Source organism: Bacillus sp. 0209A, assembly GCF_036765095.1.
Lineage (GTDB): Bacteria > Bacillota > Bacilli > Bacillales > Bacillaceae > Bacillus > Bacillus subtilis_G.
In genome coordinates this window covers 332258-350164 of record NZ_JBAIZV010000001.1, presented here as the reverse complement: position 1 = coordinate 350164, position 17907 = coordinate 332258, and the positions used below count along the sequence as shown (strand labels likewise).

General features: G+C 44.1%; 19 protein-coding genes. 18 read left to right on the top strand and 1 reads right to left on the bottom strand.

Annotation, left to right across the window (positions count from 1 at the left end; translation table 11 throughout):
- The first annotated feature begins 106 nt into the window (after positions 1–106).
- The 3 genes from rncS (at position 107) to ftsY (ending at position 5527) form a co-directional block, all read left to right on the top strand.
- Positions 107–856, top strand: coding sequence for a ribonuclease III (gene rncS / locus V6D44_RS01320; RefSeq protein WP_014113767.1), 750 nt, complete (start codon positions 107–109; stop codon positions 854–856).
- Between the two features lie 101 nt (positions 857–957).
- The gene (gene smc / locus V6D44_RS01315) at positions 958–4518 is read left to right on the top strand and encodes a chromosome segregation protein SMC (protein WP_333516230.1); all 3561 of its coding nucleotides are present in this window, start codon (positions 958–960) and stop codon (positions 4516–4518) included.
- A 19-nt stretch (positions 4519–4537) separates the two neighbouring features.
- Positions 4538–5527: a signal recognition particle-docking protein FtsY gene (ftsY, locus tag V6D44_RS01310; RefSeq protein WP_087992079.1), complete on the top strand. Its 990-nt coding sequence runs from the start codon at positions 4538–4540 to the stop codon at positions 5525–5527.
- A 33-nt stretch (positions 5528–5560) separates the two neighbouring features.
- Here the strand turns inward: ftsY and V6D44_RS01305 are convergent, their stop codons facing one another.
- Positions 5561–6046, bottom strand: coding sequence for an Ig-like domain-containing protein (locus V6D44_RS01305; protein ID WP_253269087.1), 486 nt, complete (start codon positions 6044–6046; stop codon positions 5561–5563).
- 178 nt (positions 6047–6224) lie between these two features.
- On the opposite strand from V6D44_RS01305, the gene V6D44_RS01300 reads away from it, so the two are divergent.
- The 15 genes from V6D44_RS01300 (at position 6225) to dprA (ending at position 17869) form a co-directional block, all read left to right on the top strand.
- Positions 6225–6557 (top strand): putative DNA-binding protein, encoded by a 333-nt coding sequence (locus V6D44_RS01300; protein WP_087992077.1) that lies wholly within the window; start codon positions 6225–6227, stop codon positions 6555–6557.
- A gap of 13 nt (positions 6558–6570) precedes the next feature.
- Entirely contained in the window at positions 6571–7911 is a 1341-nt protein-coding gene (ffh, locus tag V6D44_RS01295; protein WP_087992076.1) for a signal recognition particle protein, read from the top strand.
- 105 nt (positions 7912–8016) lie between these two features.
- Positions 8017–8289 (top strand): 30S ribosomal protein S16, encoded by a 273-nt coding sequence (gene rpsP / locus V6D44_RS01290; RefSeq protein WP_010788590.1) that lies wholly within the window; start codon positions 8017–8019, stop codon positions 8287–8289.
- The gene (locus V6D44_RS01285) at positions 8289–8534 is read left to right on the top strand and encodes a KH domain-containing protein (protein ID WP_087992075.1); all 246 of its coding nucleotides are present in this window, start codon (positions 8289–8291) and stop codon (positions 8532–8534) included. The genes rpsP and V6D44_RS01285 overlap by 1 nt, the downstream gene beginning before the upstream one ends.
- A gap of 120 nt (positions 8535–8654) precedes the next feature.
- On the top strand, positions 8655–9041 hold the full coding sequence (locus tag V6D44_RS01280; protein WP_202327684.1) for a YlqD family protein: 387 nt from the start codon (positions 8655–8657) through the stop codon (positions 9039–9041).
- A gap of 4 nt (positions 9042–9045) precedes the next feature.
- Positions 9046–9570 (top strand): ribosome maturation factor RimM, encoded by a 525-nt coding sequence (gene rimM / locus V6D44_RS01275; protein ID WP_087992073.1) that lies wholly within the window; start codon positions 9046–9048, stop codon positions 9568–9570.
- Positions 9567–10298 (top strand): tRNA (guanosine(37)-N1)-methyltransferase TrmD, encoded by a 732-nt coding sequence (gene trmD / locus V6D44_RS01270; RefSeq protein ID WP_087992072.1) that lies wholly within the window; start codon positions 9567–9569, stop codon positions 10296–10298. The genes rimM and trmD overlap by 4 nt, the downstream gene beginning before the upstream one ends.
- Before the next feature lie 139 nt (positions 10299–10437).
- The gene (gene rplS / locus V6D44_RS01265; RefSeq protein WP_003220825.1) at positions 10438–10785 is read left to right on the top strand and encodes a 50S ribosomal protein L19; all 348 of its coding nucleotides are present in this window, start codon (positions 10438–10440) and stop codon (positions 10783–10785) included.
- A 143-nt stretch (positions 10786–10928) separates the two neighbouring features.
- On the top strand, positions 10929–11777 hold the full coding sequence (gene ylqF, locus V6D44_RS01260) for a ribosome biogenesis GTPase YlqF (RefSeq protein WP_253269088.1): 849 nt from the start codon (positions 10929–10931) through the stop codon (positions 11775–11777).
- A 70-nt stretch (positions 11778–11847) separates the two neighbouring features.
- Positions 11848–12615, top strand: a complete 768-nt coding sequence (rnhB, locus tag V6D44_RS01255) for a ribonuclease HII (protein ID WP_253269089.1) — start codon at positions 11848–11850, stop codon at positions 12613–12615.
- Between the two features lie 29 nt (positions 12616–12644).
- Complete coding sequence (locus V6D44_RS01250; protein WP_253269090.1) at positions 12645–14375, top strand: hypothetical protein; 1731 nt, start codon at positions 12645–12647, stop codon at positions 14373–14375.
- On the top strand, positions 14372–14653 hold the full coding sequence (locus V6D44_RS01245) for a FlhB-like flagellar biosynthesis protein (RefSeq protein WP_087992069.1): 282 nt from the start codon (positions 14372–14374) through the stop codon (positions 14651–14653). Before V6D44_RS01250 ends, V6D44_RS01245 begins: the two co-directional genes overlap by 4 nt.
- 173 nt (positions 14654–14826) lie before the next feature.
- A complete protein-coding gene (gene sucC / locus V6D44_RS01240; RefSeq protein ID WP_148961835.1) occupies positions 14827–15984 on the top strand; it encodes an ADP-forming succinate--CoA ligase subunit beta in 1158 nt (385 codons plus the stop codon).
- Positions 15985–16012: 28 nt separating this feature from the next.
- The gene (gene sucD, locus V6D44_RS01235; RefSeq protein ID WP_253269091.1) at positions 16013–16915 is read left to right on the top strand and encodes a succinate--CoA ligase subunit alpha; all 903 of its coding nucleotides are present in this window, start codon (positions 16013–16015) and stop codon (positions 16913–16915) included.
- A 60-nt stretch (positions 16916–16975) separates the two neighbouring features.
- Positions 16976–17869 carry a DNA-processing protein DprA gene (gene dprA, locus V6D44_RS01230; protein WP_253269092.1) on the top strand — a complete coding sequence of 298 codons (894 nt, stop codon included), beginning with the start codon at positions 16976–16978 and terminating at the stop codon, positions 17867–17869.
- Positions 17870–17907: the final 38 nt, after the last annotated feature.

The window sequence follows — 17907 nt, the reverse complement described above, 5'->3', positions numbered from 1 at the left end:
TTTAGCCCTTTATTCGTGCAGTTATTACAGCATGCCGCTTTTACGCGCGCTGTATCCGGTTTAGTCAGAGAAGCGCGGTGAACCTGATGTGCCTATGGAGGTTACTATGTCAAAACACTCACATTATAAAGATAAAAAAAAGTTCTATAAAAAAGTAGAACAATTTAAAGAGTTTCAAGAACGGATTTCGGTTCACTTTCAAAATGAAAAGCTTTTGTATCAAGCATTTACACATTCATCTTATGTGAATGAGCATCGGAAAAAGCCGTATGAAGATAATGAAAGGCTTGAATTTTTAGGTGACGCTGTTTTGGAACTGACCATCTCCAGATTCTTATTTGCCAAGTACCCGGCTATGAGTGAAGGAGATTTGACGAAATTGAGAGCCGCGATTGTATGCGAACCGTCTCTCGTTTCATTGGCTCACGAACTGTCATTCGGCGACCTTGTCCTATTGGGTAAAGGTGAGGAAATGACAGGCGGAAGAAAGCGTCCCGCTCTATTGGCGGATGTTTTTGAGGCATTTATCGGAGCCTTGTATCTTGATCAGGGATTAGAGCCGGTCGAAAGTTTCTTAAAAGTCTATGTGTTCCCTAAAATTAACGATGGTGCTTTTTCTCATGTGATGGATTTCAAAAGCCAGCTGCAGGAATACGTGCAGCGGGACGGCAAAGGCTCTCTGGAGTATAAAATCTCCAACGAAAAAGGGCCTGCGCACAACCGTGAATTTGAAGCCATCGTATCTCTAAAAGGTGAACCACTCGGAGTCGGAAACGGCCGTTCAAAGAAAGAAGCCGAACAGCACGCTGCTCAGGAAGCTTTAGCTAAATTGCAAAAACACCATACGAGACAATAAAATCCCCCTTATCATTCAGGGGGATTTCAGTATGTATGCCGTCTTATTTCATCCATGTTTTATGATAGAATTGAAATACTTATTACATAAGGAGGATCGCTATGTTCCTCAAACGCTTAGACGTTATAGGATTTAAATCGTTTGCAGAACGGATTTCCGTAGATTTTGTAAAAGGCGTTACAGCGGTTGTCGGTCCAAACGGGAGCGGAAAAAGCAATATTACAGATGCCATTCGCTGGGTTCTTGGAGAGCAATCGGCACGGTCTCTTCGCGGCGGAAAAATGGAAGATATCATTTTTGCCGGCAGTGATTCGAGAAAGCGATTAAACCTAGCTGAAGTTACACTTACTCTTGATAATGATGATCATTTCTTGCCGATTGACTTCCATGAGGTCAGTGTTACAAGACGTGTATACAGATCAGGCGAGAGTGAGTTTCTGATTAACAATCAGCAGTGCCGCTTAAAAGATATTATTGATTTATTTATGGACTCTGGTCTAGGTAAAGAAGCATTTTCTATTATCAGCCAAGGGAAAGTGGAAGAGATCCTGAGCAGCAAAGCGGAGGATCGCCGCAGTATCTTTGAAGAAGCCGCCGGGGTGCTTAAATATAAAACGAGAAAGAAAAAAGCAGAAAATAAACTGTTTGAGACACAGGACAATTTAAACCGGGTAGAAGATATATTACATGAGCTTGAAGGACAGGTTGAACCCCTTAAAATTCAAGCTTCAATCGCGAAAGACTATCTGGAGAAAAAGAAAGAGCTGGAGCATGTTGAAATTGCGCTGACTGCCTATGATATCGAAGAGCTGCATGGCAAATGGTCAACGCTTAAAGAGAAAGTGCAGTTCGCAAAGGAAGAAGAGCTCGCTGAATCGTCTGCAATTTCTGCGAAAGAAGCGAAAATTGAAGATGCGAGAGACAAAATTCAAGCGTTGGATGAATCAGTAGATGAGCTCCAGCAGGTCTTATTGGTGACGAGTGAAGAGCTGGAAAAGCTTGAAGGCCGTAAAGAAGTCCTGAAAGAACGCAAGAAAAACGCTGTGCAAAACCAAGAACAGCTGGAAGAAGCCATCGTTCAGTTTCAGCAAAAAGAAACGGTGCTGAAAGAAGAGCTTGCGAAGCAGGAAGCTGTCTTCGAAACGCTTCAGGCAGAGGTGAAACAGTTAAGAGCTCAGGTAAAAGAAAAGCAACAGGCTCTCAGTCTTCACAATGAAAATGTCGAAGAGAAGATCGAGCAGCTGAAAAGCGATTACTTTGAGCTGTTAAACAGCCAGGCTTCGATACGCAACGAGCTCCAGCTGCTGGATGACCAGATGTCCCAATCCGCTGTCACATTACAGAGGCTTGCAGACAACAATGAAAAGCATCTTCAGGAACGGCGCGATATTTCTGCGCGAAAAGCCGCATGTGAAACGGAGTTTGCCCGAATTGAGCAGGAGATGTACAGCCAAGTCGGCGCATATCGTGACATGCAGACAAAATATGAGCAGAAAAAGCGCCAATACGAAAAAAATGAATCCGCTTTGTATCAGGCATACCAATACGTTCAGCAAGCGAGATCGAAAAAGGACATGCTTGAGACGATGCAGGGTGATTTCTCCGGCTTTTATCAAGGTGTTAAAGAAGTGCTGAAAGTGAAGGAGCGCCTTGGCGGGATTCGCGGAGCGGTCCTTGAGCTGATGTCAACAGACCGAAAGTATGAAACGGCCATTGAAATTGCGCTCGGCGCTTCTGCCCAGCATGTCGTGACCGACGATGAACAGTCTGCCCGCAAAGCGATTCAATATTTAAAACAGAATTCCTTCGGCCGGGCGACGTTTCTGCCTCTTTCTGTCATCAGAGACCGCCAGCTTCAAAGCCGGGACGCGGAAACAGCAGCGCAGCATTCGTCATTTCTCGGGGTTGCCAGTGAACTTGTCACATTTGATCCTGCGTATCGGCGCATCATCCAGAATCTTCTTGGAACCGTGCTGATCACAGAGGATTTAAAGGGGGCAAATGAGCTTGCGAAGCTTCTCGGCCACCGGTACCGCATCGTAACCCTTGAGGGAGATGTCGTGAATCCGGGTGGTTCAATGACGGGCGGAGCGGTTAAAAAGAAAAATAACTCGCTGCTTGGAAGAAGCCGTGAGCTTGAAGATGTGAGCAAACGGCTCATTGAAATGGAAGAGAAAACAGCACTGCTTGAACAAGAAGTCAAAACACTTAAGCAATCCCTTCAGGATATAGAGAATAAACTGGCTGATTTAAGAGAAACAGGGGAAAGCTTGAGATTAAAGCAGCAGGATGTAAAAGGCCAGCTGTACGAACTTCAAGTTGCCGAAAAAAATATCAACACCCATTTAGAGCTCTATGATCAAGAAAAATCCGCTCTGTTAGAAAGCGATGAAGAGAAGAAAACGCGCAAACGCAAGCTGGAAGAAGAGCTTTCTGCCGTATCCGAAAAGATGAAGCAGCTTGAAGAGGACATGGACAGACTGACAAAACAAAAACAAACGCAATCAACAACGAAAGAGTCTCTCTCCAATGAGCTTACCGAGCTGAAGATCACAGCGGCCAAAAAAGAGCAGGCATGCCAGGGTGAAGAGGACAACCTTGACAGACTAAAGAAAGAGCTCGCAGAAACAGAGTTTGCATTAAAAGAAGCGAAAGAAGACTTGAGCTTCTTAACGTCAGAGATGTCATCAAGCTCCAGCGGCGAAGAAAAGCTTGAAGAAGCTGCAAAACATAAATTGAATGACAAAACGAAAACGATCGAACTGATTGCGTTAAGACGCGACCAGCGTATCAAGCTTCAGCATGGGCTTGATACGTATGAGCGTGAGCTGAAAGAAATGAAACGGCTGTATAAACAAAAAACAACGCTCTTAAAAGATGAAGAGGTCAAACTGGGCCGGATGGAAGTTGAGCTTGATAATTTGCTTCAGTACTTGCGGGAGGAATACAGCTTGTCCTTTGAGGGGGCAAAAGAGACATATCAGCTTGAAGCAGATCCAGAGGAAGCCAGAAAGCGCGTGAAGCTGATTAAACTCGCAATCGAAGAGCTGGGTGCTGTAAACCTCGGAAGCATAGATGAGTTTGAGAGGGTCAACGAACGGTATAAGTTTCTGTCAGAACAAAAAGAAGATTTGACAGAAGCGAAAAATACCTTGTTCCAAGTGATTGAAGAAATGGATGAAGAAATGACGAAACGCTTTAACGACACATTCGTCCAAATCCGCTCACATTTTGATCAAGTCTTCCGTTCCTTATTCGGAGGAGGACGAGCTGAACTAAGGCTCACCGATCCGAACGATCTGCTTCACTCAGGAGTCGAGATTATCGCACAGCCGCCGGGGAAAAAATTGCAAAACTTAAACCTTCTGTCAGGCGGAGAGCGTGCGCTTACTGCTATAGCGCTCTTATTCTCAATCTTAAAGGTTCGTCCTGTGCCGTTTTGCGTCCTTGACGAAGTAGAGGCTGCGCTTGACGAAGCGAATGTCTTCCGATTTGCGCAGTATTTAAAAAAATACAGCAGCGATACCCAGTTTATCGTGATTACCCACAGAAAAGGGACGATGGAGGAAGCGGATGTGCTATACGGCGTAACCATGCAGGAATCCGGTGTTTCAAAGGTAATTTCAGTTAAGCTGGAAGAAACAAAAGAATTCGTACAGTAACGAGGAAAGAGGGTAAAAGATGAGCTTTTTTAAAAAATTAAAAGAGAAAATCACAAAACAGACAGATTCCGTATCTGAAAAGTTTAAGGATGGCCTTGAAAAAACAAGAAACTCCTTTCAAACCAAAGTGAATGATCTTGTATCCCGTTACCGTAAAGTGGATGAGGATTTCTTTGAAGAACTTGAAGAGGTTCTTATCAGCGCGGATGTCGGCTTTACAACCGTTATGGAATTAATAGATGAGCTGAAAACAGAAGTGAAACGCAGAAATATTCAAGATCCGATGGAAGTCCAGTCTGTTATTTCTGAGAAACTGGTCGAGATTTATAACAGCGGAGATGAGCAAATTTCTGAGTTGAACATTCAGGATGGGCGTTTAAATGTCATCCTTCTGGTAGGTGTAAACGGAGTCGGCAAAACGACAACAATCGGAAAGCTTGCCCATAAATTGAAGCAAGAAGGGAAATCTGTCGTACTTGCTGCCGGAGACACATTTAGAGCGGGCGCCATTGAACAGCTGGAAGTATGGGGAGAGCGTACGGGAGTGCCTGTCATTAAGCAGACGGCCGGAAGCGATCCTGCGGCTGTTATCTATGATGCTGTCCATGCTGCGAAAGCAAGAAACGCTGATATATTAATCTGTGATACAGCAGGGCGTCTCCAAAACAAAGTAAACCTGATGAAAGAGCTTGAAAAAGTGAAGCGCGTCATCGAAAGAGAAGTGCCTGAAGCGCCGCATGAGGTGCTCCTTGCTCTTGATGCCACAACCGGACAAAACGCGATGGCGCAGGCGAAAGAGTTTTCTAAAGCAACAAACGTTACAGGCATTGCTTTAACGAAGCTTGACGGTACGGCAAAAGGCGGTATTGTCCTTGCGATCCGCAACGAGCTTCACATCCCGGTTAAACTAGTCGGGTTAGGTGAAAAAGTTGATGATCTCCAGGAGTTTAACGCTGAATCGTATGTATACGGCCTGTTTTCAGATTTAGTTGAAAAAGCCGAGGATTAAGAAAAAGGCCCCTAAAAAGGCCTTTTTCTATTATTATCTTCTCACTTGATAGGCGAAATGATAAAGGCTGTTATCAGTGGATACCAGTCTCGAATCTCCTGAATAAACTCTAAAAGGGATGATGTCATAGTAATGAACGGAAACAGATGTGTAATACGTATAGTACCCAGCAGCTGGTCCCAAATACATTGGAACCTCAAACGTTCCGTTTTCATCGGTTGTTCCTGAAGCTGTTTTTGTTGTATTTCCGACTTTCGTATCTGCTTCAAATCTTACTGGAGCGTTTGGCACCGGCTGTCCGTTTTGGTCGAGCAATTTACCGCTTATGGTGATGTTGTACTTCACTCGCCAAAATTGACCCTGACCGTAATTGATTTTACCGTAAACCCCTCCATCCGTGCTGATATTTGTGATTGTAGCCTTATAAGGCGCCTCAGCAGCGTCTGCTTGCTGTGCCGGGACAATGATTGTAAACACAGCTGCCAAGCACAGCATAAACAATAAACCGATTTTTTTCATGAAAAATCCTCCTTTTAAATAGGGTTCATATACAATATCGGAATAAATTGGGTGATATTTAGTGTATTTTGGAAAAAATAATCATTGCTATGACAAGATAAAAACTTGACAGTCTCCGTAAAACCGTGTAAACTAAGTTATCGTAAAGGGATTTGACTTAACAAAGGGGAGAGCTCAAATGTCACTCGAAAAGACAACGAGAATGAATTATCTGTTTGATTTTTATCAGTCGTTGTTGACGTCAAAACAGAAGAGCTATATGTCGCTTTATTATTTGGACGATTTCTCCCTAGGCGAAATAGCCGAAGAATATGAGGTTTCAAGACAAGCTGTTTATGATAACATCAAACGAACAGAAGCGATGCTTGAACAATATGAAGAAAAGCTGCTCCTTTTGAAAAAGTTTCAGGAGCGTAAAGAGATGTTTAATAAGCTGAAGGAGCTTGCTTCCGGTTCAAAAGAAGAGGAAGAACTTACAGCTCTGATTGAAGCGCTTGAGAAATTAGATTAGGAGGCGGCAAACTATGGCATTTGAAGGATTAGCCGACCGACTGCAGCAGACGATTTCCAAAATCCGCGGAAAAGGGAAAGTCAGTGAACAAGATGTAAAAGATATGATGCGTGAGGTTCGTCTTGCGCTGCTTGAGGCTGACGTTAACTTTAAAGTAGTCAAGGATTTTGTCAAGAAAGTAAGTGAACGCGCTGTAGGCCAAGACGTCATGAAAAGTCTGACGCCCGGCCAGCAGGTCATTAAAGTTGTTAAAGAGGAACTGACTGAGCTGATGGGCGGCGAAGAGAGCAAAATCGCCACCGCGAAAAGGCCGCCGACTGTTATTATGATGGTCGGTCTCCAGGGTGCCGGTAAAACGACAACAAGCGGTAAGCTTGCGAATCTGCTGCGCAAAAAGCATAATCGCAAACCGATGCTGGTTGCTGCCGATATTTACCGCCCAGCCGCCATTAAGCAGCTGGAAACACTTGGCAAACAGCTTGACATGCCTGTTTTCTCACTTGGTGATCAGGTCAGTCCTGTAGAAATAGCTAAACAGGCTATTGAAAAAGCCAAGGAAGAACATTATGACTATGTCATTTTGGATACGGCAGGCCGCTTGCATATTGACCATGAATTGATGGATGAACTGACCAGTGTGAAGGAAATCGCGAATCCGGAAGAAATCTTCCTGGTTGTCGATTCAATGACCGGTCAGGACGCTGTAAATGTAGCCCAAAGCTTTAATGAACAGCTCGGTTTAACCGGTGTTGTGCTGACTAAGCTTGATGGAGACACACGCGGAGGTGCTGCGCTTTCTATTCGCGCGGTCACAAACACGCCGATTAAGTTCGCCGGTTTAGGCGAAAAGCTTGATGCGCTAGAATCGTTCCATCCTGAACGCATGGCATCAAGGATTCTCGGCATGGGCGACGTGCTGACATTGATTGAAAAAGCACAGGCCAGCGTCGATGAAGATAAAGCCAAAGAGCTGGAACAAAAAATGAGAACAATGAGCTTCACATTGGACGATTTTCTGGAGCAGCTCGGGCAGGTCAGAAACATGGGGCCGCTTGATGAGCTTCTGCAAATGATGCCGGGTGCAGGTAAAATGAAAGGCCTGAAAAACATCCAAGTTGATGAAAAACAGCTGAATCATGTGGAAGCAATCATTAAATCAATGACTGTTCGTGAAAAAGAACAGCCGGATATCATCAATGCCAGCCGGCGGAAGCGGATTGCGAAAGGAAGCGGGACATCCGTGCAGGAAGTCAACCGTCTGCTTAAGCAGTTTGACGAAATGAAAAAAATGATGAAGCAGATGACAAACATGTCAAAAGGCAAGAAAAAAGGGTTTAAGCTACCTTTTATGTAATCGGTTATACATGATAAAACCGTTGTTAAGAAAAAACACTTTACAAACACTTTTATCATTGTTAATATACTATCTTGTTGAAATATTTTCGGAGGTGCTAGTAAAATGGCAGTAAAAATTCGTTTAAAACGTATGGGATCAAAAAGATCTCCTTTCTATCGTATTGTTGTAGCAGATTCTCGTTCACCACGTGACGGCCGTTTCATCGAAACAGTCGGAACTTACAATCCGGTTGTAAAACCAGCAGAAGTGAAAATTGATGAAGAGCTTGCTCTTAAATGGCTTCAAACTGGAGCTAAACCTTCTGACACAGTTCGTAACTTGTTCTCGAACCAAGGAATCATGGAAAAATTCCACAACGCTAAACAAGGCAAGTAATGACTGATCAACACTTGGAAGATTTGATTGTCAAAATTGTGACGCCGCTTGTTGATCATCCAGATGACATTCGCATCACAAGAGAAGAAACCGATCAAAAGATTGCGCTGCGCTTATCTGTCCATAAGTCAGATACCGGTAAAGTTATCGGAAAGCAAGGCCGGACTGCAAAAGCGATTCGAACAGCTGTATTTGCAGCTGGCGCACAGTCTTCTAAGAAAGTTCAATTTGAGATATTTGACTAAAAGGGAGAGGGCCGGCACCTCCCCTTTTTTTACACGCAAAAAAAGGGTAAACTGATAGAAGCTTAGGTGAAATTGAAAACCTGAGCGACAAAAAGTTTTAAAAGCGGGGAGCTTGGTGCGATGCAAATTATTCACCGTGTAGCCGTTATGCAAGTCTTAACCGAGCGCAGCAAGGAAAAGCTTTTAGCTTCTTTTGCCGAAAAGAAACAAATGCTTGAACGAGAATGCAGCCAGCTCTATTTTCAGCTTAGAAAACATGAGAAAGAACAGCAAAATCCAGATATGATTGAACAATTTAAAAAGGCAATAGAAAAGCGAAAAGATAACATAAAAATAATCGATTTTCAAATTGCTCAAGTACATACATTGCCGCTTGGCAGTGAGATGAAAGAAAAGGAAGTCGATGCGCTGCTGACAATTGAAGCCGGGGATAACTGGCATGAGAAAACAGCGGCAAACACCATCGTCATAAAAGACGGACAAGTAATTGAAATTCGCCAGAGGTGATGATATGACAAAGCGATGGTTTAACGTAGGTAAGATCGTAAATACCCATGGAATTAAAGGCGAAGTGCGGGTGATTTCGAAAACAGATTTTGCCGAAGAACGGTACAAGCCGGGCAACACGCTGTATCTGTTTATAGACGGACGTAACGAGCCCGTGGAAGTAACGGTGAACACGCACAGACTGCATAAACAATTTCATTTGCTGCAGTTTAAAGAAAGACAAAGCATGAATGAAGTGGAAGAACTGAAAAACGCGATCATTAAAGTTCCTGAAGAAGATTTAGGAGAGTTGAATGCAGGAGAATTTTATTTCCACGAAATCATTGGGTGTGAAGTATTTACCGAAGACGGCCAACTAATCGGAAAGGTTAAAGAAATTTTGACGCCTGGAGCTAATGACGTATGGGTCATCGGGAGAAAAGGGAAAAAAGACGCGCTGATTCCTTACATTGAATCAGTGGTCAAACATATCGATGTCAGCGAAAAGAAGATTGAGGTTGAACTCATGGAAGGATTAATAGACGAATGAAAATCGACTTTTTGACGCTGTTTCCCGAAATGTTTGAAGGCGTGCTCGGTTCATCGATTCTTCAAAAAGCGCAGGATAAAGAAGCGGTGCAGTTTCAAGTCGTGAATTTCCGGGAGTATTCTGATAACAAGCATAATACTGTTGATGATTATCCTTATGGCGGCGGGGCAGGCATGGTTCTCAAGCCTCAGCCTGTTTTTGACGCGGTCGAGGGCCTGACATCAAAGGCAGCCGCTGCTCCGCGTATTATTCTCGTCTGCCCGCAAGGTGAACGCTTTACCCAAAAAAAAGCTGAACAATTAGCGAAGGAAGACCATTTGCTGTTCATTTGCGGCCACTATGAAGGCTACGATGAACGCATTCGCGAGCATCTGGTGACGGATGAAATATCCATTGGCGATTTTGTTCTGACCGGCGGTGAGCTCCCTGCAATGATGATTGCCGACAGTGTGGTTAGACTGCTTCCGGGTGTGCTGGGCAAAGAGGCTTCCCATATTGAGGATTCATTCAGCACCGGCCTCTTAGAGCACCCGCATTATACAAGACCGGCGGATTACAAAGGTTTAAAAGTGCCTGAAACGCTTCTATCAGGAAACCATGCGAAAATCAACGAATGGCGGAATAAAGAATCGATCAGAAGAACCTATGTAAGACGCCCGGATCTTCTGAAAGACTATCCGCTTACAGAGCAGCAAAGAAAATGGATTTCTGAATGGGAAAAAGAATAGATTTTATTGCATAGACTATGAAATTGTGATAAGATACTACTTGTGGCTTAAGCGGGCTTATCCGCTTTAAGCTTGAAAACGATGTTCCGCTGTGCCGGGTTTTGTGGCCAAGAGCATCTGTTGGAAGGAGTTGAAAACGATGCAAAAACTAATTGAAGATATCACAAAAGAACAACTTCGTACTGATCTTCCTGCGTTCCGTCCTGGTGACACTTTACGTGTACACGTTAAAGTTGTTGAGGGTAACCGTGAGCGTATTCAGATCTTTGAAGGTGTTGTGATCAAGCGTCGTGGTGGTGGAATCAGCGAAACGTTCACAGTTCGTAAGATTTCTTACGGTGTTGGCGTTGAACGTACTTTCCCTGTACACACACCAAAAATCGCGAAAATCGAAGTTGTACGTTACGGTAAAGTACGCCGTGCTAAGCTTTACTACCTGCGTGAACTTCGCGGAAAAGCGGCTCGTATTAAAGAGATCAGACGATAATGATAACGAACGAAAAGAGCTTGTTACCTGTAACAAGCTCTTTTTTTATACACAATTTGAAAATGCCGGACAGGCATCGTAAAATACATAAAGGACAACAAAGAATTATGCATACTGAGAGATAAAGGCGGTGTTCGTGTCACATGACAATTCAATGGTTCCCGGGCCATATGGCAAAGGCAAGAAGGGAAGTAACCGAAAAATTAAAATTAATCGATATTGTATATGAATTGGTAGATGCCAGAATTCCTATGTCATCAAGAAACCCAATGATTGAGGACATTCTAAAAAATAAGCCGAGAATTATGCTGTTAAACAAGGCTGACAAAGCAGATGCGGCAGTTACGCAGCAATGGAAACAGCACTTTGAGAACCAGGGGATTCGCTCTCTGTCCATTAATTCGGTAAACGGACAAGGCTTAAATCAAATTGTGCCTGCGTCAAAAGAGATCCTCCAAGAAAAATTTGACCGGATGAGGGCGAAAGGCGTGAAGCCTAGAGCAATTCGCGCTTTGATTATCGGCATTCCAAACGTCGGAAAATCAACACTTATCAACCGGCTGGCAAAGAAAAACATAGCAAAAACGGGAGACAGACCTGGTATTACGACATCTCAGCAGTGGGTCAAAGTCGGGAAAGAATTAGAGCTCTTAGACACACCGGGGATTTTATGGCCTAAATTTGAAGACGAGCTTGTCGGCTTGAGGCTGGCAATCACCGGGGCTATTAAAGACACAATTCTCAATCTGCAGGACGTGGCCGTGTTTGGTCTTCGTTTTCTCGAAGAACATTATCCTGAACGGCTTAAAGAGCGTTACAGCCTTGATGAGATCCCAGAGGACATTGCAGAGCTGTTTGATGCAATAGGTGAAAAGCGCGGCTGTCTCATGGGCGGAGGGCTTATTAACTACGATAAAACGACTGAAGTCATCATTCGCGATATCCGCACTGAAAAGTTCGGCAGGCTGTCATTTGAACAGCCCGCTAAGTAAAGGCGCGCAGAAATGCGGGTCTTTATTTTTTCCTGACCGATCCGATACATACAGTAAGGGAGAAGAGAAAGTGATTACATTAACCGTAAAGGACATTAAAGACCGTTTGCAGGAAGTGAAGGATGGACAAGACCCATTTCTTGCCCAATGCGTAAACGATCCGAGAAAGAGCGTTCAAACGCTTGTAGAGCAATGGCTTAAAAAGCAGGCGAAAGAAAAAGCGCTGAAAGAACAATGGCTGAATATGACTTCCTATGAAAGGCTGGCAAGAAACAAAGGATTTCGCTTGATCGCAGGTGTTGACGAGGTCGGCCGGGGGCCATTGGCAGGACCTGTTGTCGCCAGCGCAGTCATTCTTCCGGAGGAATGTGAAATACTTGGGCTGACAGACTCCAAAAAACTTTCAGAAAAAAAGCGTGATGAATATTACGAACTTATTATGAAAGAAGCACTGGCGGTCGGAATAGGAATTGTAGAAGCCTCTGTGATTGATGAAATCAATATATATGAGGCTTCAAAGATGGCAATGGTGAAAGCGATACAGGATTTGCCAGATACACCTGATTATTTGCTTGTTGACGCAATGACACTGCCGCTCGACACGGCTCAGTCCTCAATTATAAAAGGTGATGCCAAAAGCGTGTCTATTGCGGCAGGTGCGTGTATCGCGAAAGTAACAAGAGACCGGATGATGAGCGCCTATGCCGAAACCTACCCCATGTATGGCTTTGAAAAAAATAAAGGCTATGGGACAAAAGAGCATCTTGAAGCTCTCGCTGCATACGGCCCAACTGAATTGCACCGCAAAACTTTCGCTCCTGTTCAATCTATCAGTTAAATCAATGGACAAGGAGGCACCTCTTGTAAATGAATATACGAAATGATGTGCAAAAGGCGCTGCAGCACCTTTTTAAAAATACAGTAATCCCGAAGGAATCAGCAAATGTCAGCGAAGCGCAAAACGGGGAGAAGCGTCTTCTTTTAGGAAAAGTGCTTCGTTTATTAGGAGATCAGCATGCGCTGATCCAAGTCGGCAATCAAACTGTCCAGGGAAAACTTGAAACCCAGCTTCGTCCTCAGGCGTACTATTGGTTTTCCTACGAAAAAAAAACGGCAGAACAAACAGGCCGCCTTCAGGTCGTTCAAAGCTTTAACCAAAATCCCAAAACCATTCAGGAAGCAGCCGGAAAGCTTCTGAATGCCATATCAGTAAAGCCGTCAAACGCTGCTCTAATGATGACAGGAGCAATGCTCAAGAGCAAAACACCCGTAACAGAAAATGATATCAAAACAGCTGTCCGCTGGATGGATGCGCTGCCTGCGTCAGACACAAAAAAAGCGATTGAAACGGTTCTGTTCGCTTTAAAGCGTGAATTACCCATTCACCCCGAGGTTTTGAGCGGTGTTCATGCTGTAAAATCGCCTGTTCCGCTGCATCAGCACGTATCTCAACTGCTTCAGGCTATTAACCAAAACCCTCAGCAGAGCCAAATGATGACAAAGCTCAAAGAAGCAATTACAACACTTTTTAATAGCGAAATCGATGTTCATGCAGAACGTCTGATCGATAAGCTTGTCTCTATAACGGACAATACCAAAGCGCCTTCTTCAGGCAATACAGCCGGAAATAGGGAGCTTAGCGCACCATCCGGCTCTCTCGAAAAGGCCAGTTTGCCGCCTGTAAACCACACAGCAGAACAGAGAGGCGTACAAGGAGAGCCAGCTAAAACCGCAGCAGACATTCCAATCAAAGAAGCCCGGCAGTTACTGACAAAGCTGACGGAATCTGCTGAAAAAAACAGTCTTCAAATTGTGAAAGAAGCAGCAAATTGGATGAAAGCGGCTGCTTCAACGGGTGACAGTAAGTCACCTGCCGCTTCAGCTGTTTTACAGGCTGCACAAGTCACAGATCAGGAAGCCGAAGTCTTTTTAAAGGCTGTTCAGCATACAGCGCCTAGTTTAGCTGATAAGGCAGATGTTCTTTCTTTCTTAACCAAAGTGAAGCTGGCAATCGGCGCAAGGGACGAGCTTGCATTCATTAAAGCGTTTGAACAAGGAAGCGCGGTCACCCCTGATGAAATACAATCCATCAAGCTGGCTCTTCAGGCCGCAAGAGGGTCGCATGAGGTAGCCGAACCTGTCAAACGGGAAGCCGATCAGCTCTTTCACAAATTAAACGGCCAGCTTTTCATGCAGCAGGACCATCCGTCATACAGCCAAATTGTGATGTCATTTCCGCTGTTCTCGAAGTCAGGGGTTCAGGACATGACTGTTCTGTTTAAAGGAAAGAAAGAAGCGGATGGAAAGCTTGATCCCTCCCATTGCCGTCTTTTGTTTTTGCTGCAGTTGGACACGTTAAAAGAAACAGTTGTTGATTGCTTGATACAGCAAAAAGTCATGACCATTACAATTGAGACTGATTTCGATCTTCAGGCTGCGATCGATCCGATGGTGCCTGCACTTAAACAGGGTCTTATGGAAATGGGGTACAGTCTTTCAGGTGTAAACGCTAAAAAAAGGATTCACACCGAAGAGAAGGCTGCAATTGATCAATATGTAACTAGCATCAGTGATCAGGAAGTGGATGTGAAAATATGAAAGAGCAGACGCCGGTCAGAAAAGCGATGGCTCTCCATTATGATGAACGAAAAGACAGGGCGCCGAGAGTGGTTGCGACAGGAAAGGGCCATGTAGCCGACAACATTATCAAAGAAGCGAAAAATGCAGGGGTCCCGATTCAAGAAGATCGGACCCTTGTCGAATTAATGCGCCATTTGACTGTGGATGATCAAATCCCGGAAGCTCTTTATGAAACGGTAGCCGAGATTTTTTCGTTCATTTACAGATTGGACGAAAGCGTAAAAAACAAAAAATAACGATAATATTCCCCATCCTCTGTTTGAAATTTATGTTTTTAATAAAATAAAAGTTTGAATGTTAAGAAGGATTTAAAGATTTTGCATCGAACTCTAGACAATTCTTCCAGTATTATTATAGAATGAAAGCGCAGTCTATTTTAGTTTTGTTACATAAGTTAGGAGGATGGGAAATGAATATCCATGAGTACCAGGGAAAAGAAGTCCTCAGAAAATATGGGGTATCTGTTCCTGAAGGTAAAGTGGCTTTTACAGCAGATGAAGCAGTTGAGAAAGCAAAGAACTTATCCAGCTCGGTTTATGTCGTAAAGGCTCAAATTCATGCTGGCGGTCGAGGCAAAGCTGGTGGGGTGAAAATAGCAAAATCATTAGACGAAGTTAAAGCGTATGCCGAAGAGCTCTTAGGGAAGACCCTAGTTACACATCAGACGGGTCCGGACGGCCAAGTAATAAAACGCTTACTTATTGAAGAAGGCTGCGATATTAAAAAAGAATACTACGTGGGTCTTGTGCTTGACCGCGCCACTTCCAGAATCGTTCTGATGGCTTCCGAAGAAGGCGGAACAGAAATTGAAGAAGTTGCGGAAAAAACACCGGAAAAAATCAAAAAAGCTGTAATTGATCCGGCTGTCGGCCTCCAAGGCTATCAAGCCAGAGAAATTGCATTCGCTATTAATATTCCAAAAGAGCTCGTGGGGAAAGCTGCTAAATTTATGCTTGGACTATATAAAGCGTTTGTTGAGAAAGACTGCTCTATCGCTGAAATCAACCCGCTCGTTGTCACCGGCGACGGAAGTGTGATGGCGCTTGATGCGAAATTGAATTTCGACAGCAACGCGTTGTATAGACAAAAAGACATTATGGAATACAGAGACTTGGATGAAGAAGATCCGAAAGAAATCGAAGCGTCCAAATACGATTTAAGCTACATTTCCCTTGATGGAAATATCGGCTGTATGGTAAACGGCGCGGGACTTGCAATGTCCACAATGGATATTATCAAGCATTACGGAGGAGAACCGGCCAACTTCCTGGATGTGGGCGGCGGTGCAACCGCAGAAAAAGTCACGGAAGCATTCAAAATCATTCTTTCTGATCAAAACGTTAAAGGGATTTTTGTCAACATTTTCGGCGGCATTATGAAATGTGATGTCATCGCAGAAGGGGTTGTTGAAGCGACTAAACAAGTCGGTTTGACATTGCCGCTTGTCGTCCGTCTAGAAGGCACAAACGTGGATCTAGGGAAGAAAATCCTTAGTGAATCAGGGTTAAATATTACATCTGCGGAATCAATGGCTGACGGCGCGCAGAAAATCGTATCCTTAGTTTAAGAAAGAATGAAAGGCAGGGGACCAGATAATGAGTGTTTTTATTAATAAAGATACAAGAGTTATTGTGCAAGGGATTACAGGTTCTACCGCTTTATTTCATACGAAACAGATGCTCGAATACGGCACAAATATCGTAGGCGGTGTAACACCTGGAAAAGGCGGAACTGAAGCGGAAGGGGTTCCTGTATTTAATACAGTGGCTGACGCAGTTCAAACGACCGGCGCTAACGCGTCTGTTATATATGTACCGGCACCGTTTGCAGCTGATGCGATTATGGAAGCGGTAGATGCGGAGCTTGATCTCGTGATCTGCATCACTGAACATATTCCGGTTTTGGATATGGTAAAGGTAAAACGCTTTATGGAAGGCAAGAAAACGAGACTGATAGGGCCGAACTGTCCTGGTGTTATCACGCCTGAAGAATGCAAAATCGGCATTATGCCTGGATATATCCATAAAAAGGGTCATGTAGGCGTTGTATCGCGTTCAGGAACATTAACATACGAAGCGGTGCACCAGCTGTCAGAAGCCGGTGTAGGACAATCTACAGCTGTTGGAATCGGCGGCGACCCTGTAAATGGAACAAACTTTATTGACGTTTTAAAAGCGTTTAACGAAGATCCTGACACACATGCTGTCATTATGATTGGCGAAATCGGCGGTACTGCCGAAGAGGAAGCGGCAGAGTGGGTAAAAGCCAACATGACAAAACCGGTAGTCGGTTTTATCGGCGGTAAAACAGCACCCCCAGGGAAGCGCATGGGACATGCCGGCGCCATTATTTCCGGCGGGAAAGGTACAGCTGATGAAAAAATCAAAACCCTTAATGCATGCGGAATAAAAGTTGCAGACACACCTTCTGTAATGGGCGAAACGTTAATTAAGGTGCTGAAAGAGAAGAACTTGTTCGAAACTTGCAAAACGCATTAATAAAGAAGGGACAGCCGTCAAGGCTGTTCTATCTTTTTCTGTCAAAAGGAGGTCAATATATTGGATCAGGCCGCTGCCTGTTTAATGAATTGCAGAATCAATCAATTATTATCCCCATCCCTTCTATTAAAATGGTGGAAAGCCGATCCATCTATGTCGCTGACATCACCCATGTTAGAAACTGTTACTCGCGGTAAAAGAGAGGCAGCTGCATTAAAAAACAAAATAGAAAAACATTATCCAAAGCTTCAGCGTGTACTTGCTTCTTACCATGAGCAAGGCATTATCCCCATCCCGATTTCTTCTAAGCAATATCCTTTCTGGCTGCAAACCATTTATGATCCCCCCGCCGTCCTGTTTGCAAAGGGTGATATGGCTCTTCTTTCCGAAGGGAGGAAAATTGGAATTGTAGGTACAAGAAATCCAACAGCTTATGGGATGCATGTTGTCAATCACCTTACTAAAGAGCTTTGCCGCAAAGAGTGGGTGATTGTCAGCGGACTTGCGTCTGGGATAGACGGAATGTCCCACGCGGCAAGTATTAAGGCGAAGGGGCGGACAATCGGCGTCATTGCAGGGGGATTTCATCACATTTATCCCCGGGAAAACCTTCAGTTAGCAAATCACATGGCAAAACACCATATCCTTCTGTCAGAGCATCCACCTGAAACTAAACCCCAAAAATGGCATTTCCCTATGAGAAACCGTATCATCAGCGGATTAAGTGAAGGCATTATTGTTGTGCAGGGCAAAGAAAAAAGCGGTTCGCTGATTACTGCATATCAAGCACTGGAACAAGGGAGAGAAGTTTTTGCCGTACCCGGTTCATTATTTGATCCTTACGCCGGAGGTCCTATAAAACTGATTCAGCAGGGGGCTAAAGCCATATGGTCAGCAGAGGATGTTTTCGAGGAGCTTCCTGAAAGAAACGTTCAATATACGGAACCCTTTTGAATTATCGTTTGACAAACGGCATTGTAATATTTAATAAT